This is a genomic window from Achromobacter sp. 1011811831 (assembly GCF_059760905.1).
This window is the reverse complement of the sequence record NZ_JCBANG010000157.1, coordinates 1-7019: the sequence shown is the minus strand read 5'-3', so window position 1 is coordinate 7019 and position 7019 is coordinate 1. Positions and strand designations below refer to the sequence as shown.

The window sequence follows — 7019 nt, the reverse complement described above, 5'->3', positions numbered from 1 at the left end:
TCGTATGCGTGCTTGCCGCCATGCCGCCCGAGGGGCGCGCGGCGTGTGTCGGCTTATCGGGAGGCCGCGCGGGCCGAGGCCACCATGTGGTCGTCCAGGCGGCGGGCGCCGTTGTAGCGCTTGGCCCAGTAGGCCATGGTCATGTTCTCGACGCGGACCACGCCGCCGGCGCTGGGGGAGTGGACGAAGCGGTCGTCACCCAGGTAGATGCCTACGTGCGAATAGCGGCGGCCCAGTGTGTTGAAGAAGACCAGATCGCCGGCCTTGAGCTCGTTCTTGTTGATCGAGGTGCCGTGCTGGGCGATCTCGGCGGCGTTGCGGGGCAGTTTCAGGCCGAGCGAACGCTGGGCGGTGTACGAAACCAGGCCGCTGCAATCGAAACCGGTGTCGGGGGAGTTGCCGCCGAAGCGATAGCGGATGCCCAGGTAGGTCAGGGCTTCGCTGACCAGGGCGTTGTCGCTGTCCACGCCGGTCTGGGCCTGCTGGCGGCGTTCGCGCTTGAACTTCTGCACCACCAGCATGCCGATGGGATCATCGGCGGTGGCGACCCATTCCATCTCGTAGGGATCGATCTCGGACGTATGGGCGGTTGACTTCTGATTGGTGCTTGCACAACCCGCCAAACCCGCGACGCATGCCGCCAAGGCCAGCAACCGGATACGTCGGATTGCCTGGCCAGTGGATGAATTGAGTCGCGAGCTTACGGAGTGTCGATGCATTCGCCTGGGGAAGATGCACTGCGTTTAGCGTCGATTGCGCGCAAAAGCGCGGAAATCGGCTGATAAATACAGCGAATCAACGTTATGTTGTCTACAACTTCGCGGGGATTCTACCAAACTTTTAAGACTGGTTCGTTACTGTAACCAGCCCGGCGCCCGTGCGGCGTAGACGCGTGGCAGAATTTTTTGACCTGCGGCAAGCCTCGTGCAAGGTTTGCCCACCAGAATGACCTAAAAGCTTGAAGCAAAAAGCAATCAGCCAAAAGGCGTATGCACGATAACAGGAGACAACCATGCAAAAAACCAGGGATTTCCATTACCGATCGATACACGACCGGGACGCTTTCTGGCGCGAGCAGGCCGGCCGGGTGCATTGGGAAACGCCGTTCGAGTCCGTGCTGGACTTCTCCCGGCCGCCCTTCGCCAAGTGGTTCGTGGGCGGCAAGACCAATCTCTGTTACAACGCCGTGGACCGGTGGCTGCCCACGCAGGCGGAAGATCCGGCGCTGATCTGGGTGTCCACCGAGGTGGACCGCGAACGGGTCTATACGCGTCAGGACGTCTATGAAGAGGTCAACGCCGCCGCCGCCATGCTCAAGGAACTGGGCGTGGGACGCGGCGACCGCGTCCTGCTGTACATGCCGATGGTGCCGGAGGCGGTCTTCACCATGCTGGCCTGCGCCCGCATCGGCGCGGTGCATTCGGTGGTGTTCGGCGGCTTTGCCTCGGTCAACCTGGCGCAGCGCATCGACGATGCCGCGCCCAAGGTGATCGTGTGCACCGACGGTGGTTCGCGCGCGGGCAAGGTCGTGCCCTACAAGCCGCTGCTGGACCGGGCCTTGGGCCTGTGCAAGACGCCGCCGGCCTCCGTGGTGGTGTTCGACCGTGGGCTGGCGCCCTTCGAGCCGGTGGCGGGGCGCGACCTGGACTACGCCACGCTGCGCGCCCGGCACCAGGGCGCGCGGGTGCCGGTGGCCTGGCTGGAGTCGTCCGAACCCAGCTATATCCTGTATACCTCAGGCACGACCGGCAAGCCCAAGGGCGTGCAGCGTGACACCGGCGGCTATGCCGTGGCGCTGGCGTCTTCCATGGAGTACCTGTTCAACGGCAAGCCGGGCGACACGTATTTCTGCACCAGCGACATCGGCTGGGTGGTGGGGCACTCCTACATCATCTACGGCCCGCTGATCGGCGGCCAGGCCACCATCCTGTATGAAGGCACGCCGGTGCGGCCGGACGGCGCCATCCTGTGGAAGCTGGTGGAGCAGTACCGGGTCAACACGTTGTTCTCGGCGCCGACCGCGGTGCGCGTGCTCAAGCGCCAGGATCCGGCCCTGCTGAAAAAGCACGACCTGTCCTCGCTGCGCGCCGTATACCTGGCCGGCGAACCGCTGGACGAGCCCACCGCGCAATGGATCTCCCAGGGCCTGGGCAAGCCCATCATCGACAACTACTGGCAGACGGAATCGGGCTGGCCGATCCTGTCGGCCCAGCCCGGCGTGGAAAGCGTGCCGACGCGTTTCGGCAGTCCCTCGTTCCCGGTGTATGGCTTTGACGCCCGCATCGTCAGCGAGACCACCGGCGAGGATCTCGGTCCTGACCAGAAGGGCGTGGTCGCCATCATGCCGCCCTTGCCGCCGGGCGCGATGTCCACGATCTGGGGCGACGACGAGCGCTTCGTCCAGACCTATTTCACGTCCATCCCCGGCCGCCAGGCCTATTCGACCTTCGACTGGGGGCTGGTGGACGAGGACGGCTACTGGTTCATCCTGGGCCGCACCGACGACGTCATCAACGTGGCCGGCCATCGCCTGGGCACGCGCGAGATCGAGGAATCGGTCAACAGCCACGCGGCCATCGCCGAGTGCGCCGTGGTCGGCGTGGCCGACGCGCTCAAGGGGCAGGTGGCCATGGCCTTCGCCGTGCTGAAGAATCCCGCCGGCGCCGAGACGCAGGAGGGCGCGCGGCAACTGGAAGGCGATATCATGCGGCTGGTGGAAGATCAGCTGGGAGCCGTGGCGAAGCCGGCCAGGATCCGGTTCGTGGGCGCGCTGCCCAAGACCCGGTCGGGCAAGGTGCTGCGGCGCGCGATCGTCGCCGTGTGCGAGGGACGCGATCCCGGAGACCTGACCACCATAGAAGATCCCACCGCCCTGGAACAGATTAAGGAATCGCTGCAATGAACACCAAACCCGTGCTGAGCGCCGAAGACGTCAAGAAGATCCTGGCCGCGGCCGAAGCCCATGCCCTGCAGAACAAGTGGGCGGTGACCATCGCCGTGTCGGACGACGGCGGTCACCTGCTGGGCATGCTGCGCCTGGACGGGGCGGCGCCGATCTCCTCGCACATCGCGCCGGCCAAGGCCAAGACCGCCGCGCTGGGCCGCCGCGAGTCGCGCGCGTATGAAGAGATCATCAACAACGGTCGTTATTCCTTCCTGTCGGCTCCGCTGCTCGAAGGCATGCTGGAAGGCGGCGTGCCGGTCATGGCCGATGGCCATGTGGTCGGCGCCGTTGGCGTGTCGGGCGTGAAGTCCAGCGAGGACGCCCAGATCGCCCAGGCCGGCATCGCCGCCCTGGGACTATGAGCGACAGCCGCAATACGGAGCCGCCGCAAGGCGGTTCCGGCGCCGTGGACGCGGGGGGCGACAGCCTCCTGAATCCCGGCGTGGCCAAGCGCGAGGTCTGGGCCTGGGCCATGTATGACTTCGCCAATTCCGGCTACACCACCGTCATCCTCACGGCGGTGTTCAGCACCTATTTCGTCGGCGTGGTGGGCGCGCGCGCGTCCTGGGCCACGCTGGCCTGGACGGCGGCGCTGTCGCTGTCCTACCTGCTCATCATGCTGACCATGCCCACGCTGGGCGCCCGCGCCGACGCGCGCGCGGCCAAGCGGCGGCTGCTGTTCGCCAGCACCGTCGGCTGCGTCGGCGCCACGCTGGCGCTGACCCAGGCCGGGCCGGGCGATGTCTGGCTGGCGCTGGTCGCCATCGTCATTTCGAACTACTGCTATTGCGTGGGCGAATCCGTGGTCGCGGCGTTCCTGCCGGAACTGGCCAGGCCCGCCGCGCTGGGGCGCGTGTCGGGCTGGGGCTGGAGCTTCGGCTATTGCGGCGGCATGCTGACGCTGGGACTGTCGCTGGTCGTGGTGACGCAGGCCGAGGCCCGTGGCATGACCGCCGAGCATTTCGTGCCCTGGGTCATCGTGGTCACCTGCTCGGTGTTCGCGCTGGCCGCCCTGCCGTCCTTCTTCCTGCTGCGCGAGCGCGCGCGTCCGGGCCAGGCGCAGCCCGCCATGGACCTGCTGCGGCGCCTAGCCTATGCCTGGCGCGAGACGGGCACGCACTTTCCCGAGTTCCGCCGGTTGCTGATGTGCATCGCCTGCTATCAGGCCGGCATCTCGGTGGTGATCACGCTGGCGGCGGTATACGCCTCGGAAGTGATGGGCTTCACCACGCCGCAGATCATGCTGCTGGTCTTCACCGTGAACATCGGCGCCGCGGCCGGCGCCTTCTCGTTCGGCTATGTGCAGGATCGCATCGGCCACAAGCGCGCGCTGGCCATCACGCTGTGCGGCTGGATCCTGATGGTGCTGGTGGCCTACGCCGCCGTGACCGCGCCGGTGTTCTGGGTCGCGGCCACGCTGGCCGGCCTGTGCATGGGCACCACGCAGAGCGCGGGCCGGGCCATGACGGGGGCGCTGGCGCCGGCCGGCCGCCTGGCGGAATTCTTTTCGCTGTGGACCTTCGCCGTGCAGCTGGCCGCCGTGATCGGGCCGCTGACCTACGGTCTGGTGACCTGGGCCACCGATGGCAACCATCGGCTCGCCATCCTGGTGACCGGGCTGTTCTTCGTCGGCGGCCTGGCGCTGCTGTCGCGCGTGGACATGGCGCGCGGCCTGGCGCGCCGGGAGCAGGGCGCCGCCGCCTGAGCGACGTCAGTCGCGCCACATCGGGGCGCCGCGGCTGCTATCCTTACGAACTGTGCCCGGCGATGCCGCCGGGCACAGTTGCGCATAAGCTGTCGCTTGTCGATGCCGCCAGTCCTTTTCGCACTCCCCGCCTCGCGCATTCGCGGCCACGATGGTCCGGGCGCGAGTTCCGGCCCGCATTTTGCGTAAGGTGCCCGTAAGAGCGTGGCGATACGGTTGCGGGTGAGTAGAAAAAGAGCAGCATCAACAACAGAATCACCGATTGGAGACAAAAATCATGTCGAATGCCATTGAGTCCGTCCTGGTGGAAACCCGGGTCTTTCCGCCGCCCGAGCGCGCTTCGCAAGGCGCCTCGATTCCGAGCATGGACGCCTACAAGGAATTGTGCGCCCAGGTCGAGAACGACTTTGACGGATTCTGGGCCGGCCAGGCCCGCGCCAACCTGAAGTGGACCAAGCCCTTCACCCAGGTGCTGGATGAATCCGACGCCCCGTTCTACCGCTGGTTCGGCGACGGCGAGCTCAACGTCTCGGCCAACTGTCTGGACGTGCACCTGACCAATGGCAACGCCGACAAGACCGCGATCATCTTCGAAGCCGACGACGGCAAGGTCGACCGCGTCACCTACCGCGAACTGCTGGCCCGCGTGTGCCGCTTCGCCAATGGCCTGGCCAAGCTGGGCTACAAGAAGGGCGACCGCGCCATCATCTATATGCCCATGTCGATCGAGGCGGTGGTCGCGATGCAGGCCTGCGCGCGCCTGGGCGTGACGCACTCCGTGGTGTTCGGCGGCTTCTCGGCCAAGAGCCTGCAGGAACGTATCGGCGACGTGGGCGCCACGCTGGTCATCACGGCCGACGAGCAGGTGCGCGGCGGCAAGGTCATCCCGCTCAAGCCGGCGGTCGAGGAAGCCATTGCCATGGGCGGCTGCGAGGCCGTCACCAAGGTGATCGTGTACCGCCGCACGGGCGGCAAGGTGCAATGGACCGAAGGCCGCGACCTGTGGATGCACGACGTCGAGGCCGGCCAGCCCGACACCTGCGAGCCGGTGCCGGTCAACGCCGAGCATCCGCTGTTCATCCTTTACACCTCGGGTTCCACCGGCAAGCCCAAGGGCGTGCAGCATTCGTCGGCGGGCTACCTGCTGTGGGCGCTGCTGACCGTCAAGTGGACCTTCGACGCACGCAAGGACGACGTCTACTGGTGCACGGCCGACGTGGGCTGGGTCACGGGCCACACCTACATCACCTACGGCCCGCTGGCCGCCGGCCTGACCCAGGTCGTGTTCGAGGGCGTGCCCACGTACCCGAACGCCGGCCGCTTCTGGGACATGATCGCGCGCCACAAGGTCACCACCTTCTACACCGCGCCGACCGCCATCCGTTCGCTGATCAAGGCCGCCGAAGCCACGCCCGAGGCCCATCCGCGCAACTACGACCTGGATTCGCTGCGCATCCTGGGCACGGTGGGCGAGCCCATCAATCCCGAAGCCTGGATGTGGTATCACAAGCAGATCGGCCGCGAGCGTTGCCCCATCGTCGACACCTGGTGGCAGACCGAGACCGGGGGCCACATGATCACGCCGCTGCCGGGCGCCACGCCGGCCAAGCCCGGCTCCTGCACGCTGCCGCTGCCGGGCATCGCCGCCGCCATCGTCGATGAGACCGGCGCCGATGTCGCTCAAGGCAACGGCGGCTTCCTGGTCATCAAGCGCCCCTGGCCCGCGATGATCCGCAACATCTGGGGCGACCCCGAGCGCTTCAAGAAGAGCTACTTCCCGTCCGAGCTGCGCGGCTACTACCTGGCGGGCGACGGCGCTCAGCGCGACGCCGATGGCTATTTCTGGATCATGGGCCGCATCGACGACGTGCTGAACGTCTCGGGCCACCGCCTGGGCACGATGGAAGTCGAGTCGGCGTTGGTGGCGCATGAACTGGTCGCCGAGGCCGCGGTGGTGGGCCGTCCCGACGACACCACCGGCGAAGCCGTGGTGGCCTTCGTGGTGCTCAAGCGCGCGCGGCCCGAGGGCGAAGAGGCGCAGGCCATCGCCAAGCAGCTGCGCGACTGGGTGGCCAAGGAGATCGGCCCCATCGCCAAGCCCAAGGACATCCGCTTCGGCGATAACCTGCCCAAGACGCGTTCCGGCAAGATCATGCGCCGCCTGCTGCGCGTGGTCGCCAAGGGCGAGGAAATCACCCAGGACGTGTCCACGCTGGAAAACCCCGCCATCCTGGATCAACTGGCCAAGTCGCTGTAGATCCGATGCCTTCCGATCCCGCCCGCCGCCCGTCCGCATCGTGGACGAAACGGCGGGCAGGCACGGCGCCCCCCGCCGCGCGGCGGGAGCATAATGGCAGACGCCCGTAACGG

The 7019-nt window shown here is 67.0% G+C and carries 5 protein-coding genes; 4 read left to right on the top strand and 1 reads right to left on the bottom strand.

Annotation, left to right across the window (positions count from 1 at the left end; genetic code table 11):
* Positions 1 to 53: 53 nt before the first annotated feature.
* Positions 54 to 719: a C40 family peptidase gene (locus AC6LJ9_RS29925; protein WP_212320154.1), complete on the bottom strand. Its 666-nt coding sequence runs from the start codon at positions 717 to 719 to the stop codon at positions 54 to 56.
* A gap of 293 nt (positions 720 to 1012) precedes the next feature.
* Here AC6LJ9_RS29925 and AC6LJ9_RS29920 point away from each other — a divergent pair, with 293 nt between their 5' ends.
* The 4 genes from AC6LJ9_RS29920 to acs all read left to right on the top strand — a co-directional run bounded on the left by AC6LJ9_RS29920 (position 1013) and on the right by acs (position 6906).
* Entirely contained in the window at positions 1013 to 2902 is a 1890-nt protein-coding gene (locus tag AC6LJ9_RS29920; RefSeq protein WP_498150360.1) for a propionate--CoA ligase, read from the top strand.
* The gene (locus AC6LJ9_RS29915; protein ID WP_498150359.1) at positions 2899 to 3306 is read left to right on the top strand and encodes a heme-binding protein; all 408 of its coding nucleotides are present in this window, start codon (positions 2899 to 2901) and stop codon (positions 3304 to 3306) included. The genes AC6LJ9_RS29920 and AC6LJ9_RS29915 overlap by 4 nt, the downstream gene beginning before the upstream one ends.
* Entirely contained in the window at positions 3303 to 4649 is a 1347-nt protein-coding gene (locus AC6LJ9_RS29910) for an MFS transporter (protein ID WP_498150358.1), read from the top strand. Before AC6LJ9_RS29915 ends, AC6LJ9_RS29910 begins: the two co-directional genes overlap by 4 nt.
* Before the next feature lie 277 nt (positions 4650 to 4926).
* Positions 4927 to 6906, top strand: coding sequence for an acetate--CoA ligase (gene acs, locus AC6LJ9_RS29905; RefSeq protein WP_498150357.1), 1980 nt, complete (start codon positions 4927 to 4929; stop codon positions 6904 to 6906).
* The last annotated feature ends 113 nt before the right edge of the window (positions 6907 to 7019 follow it).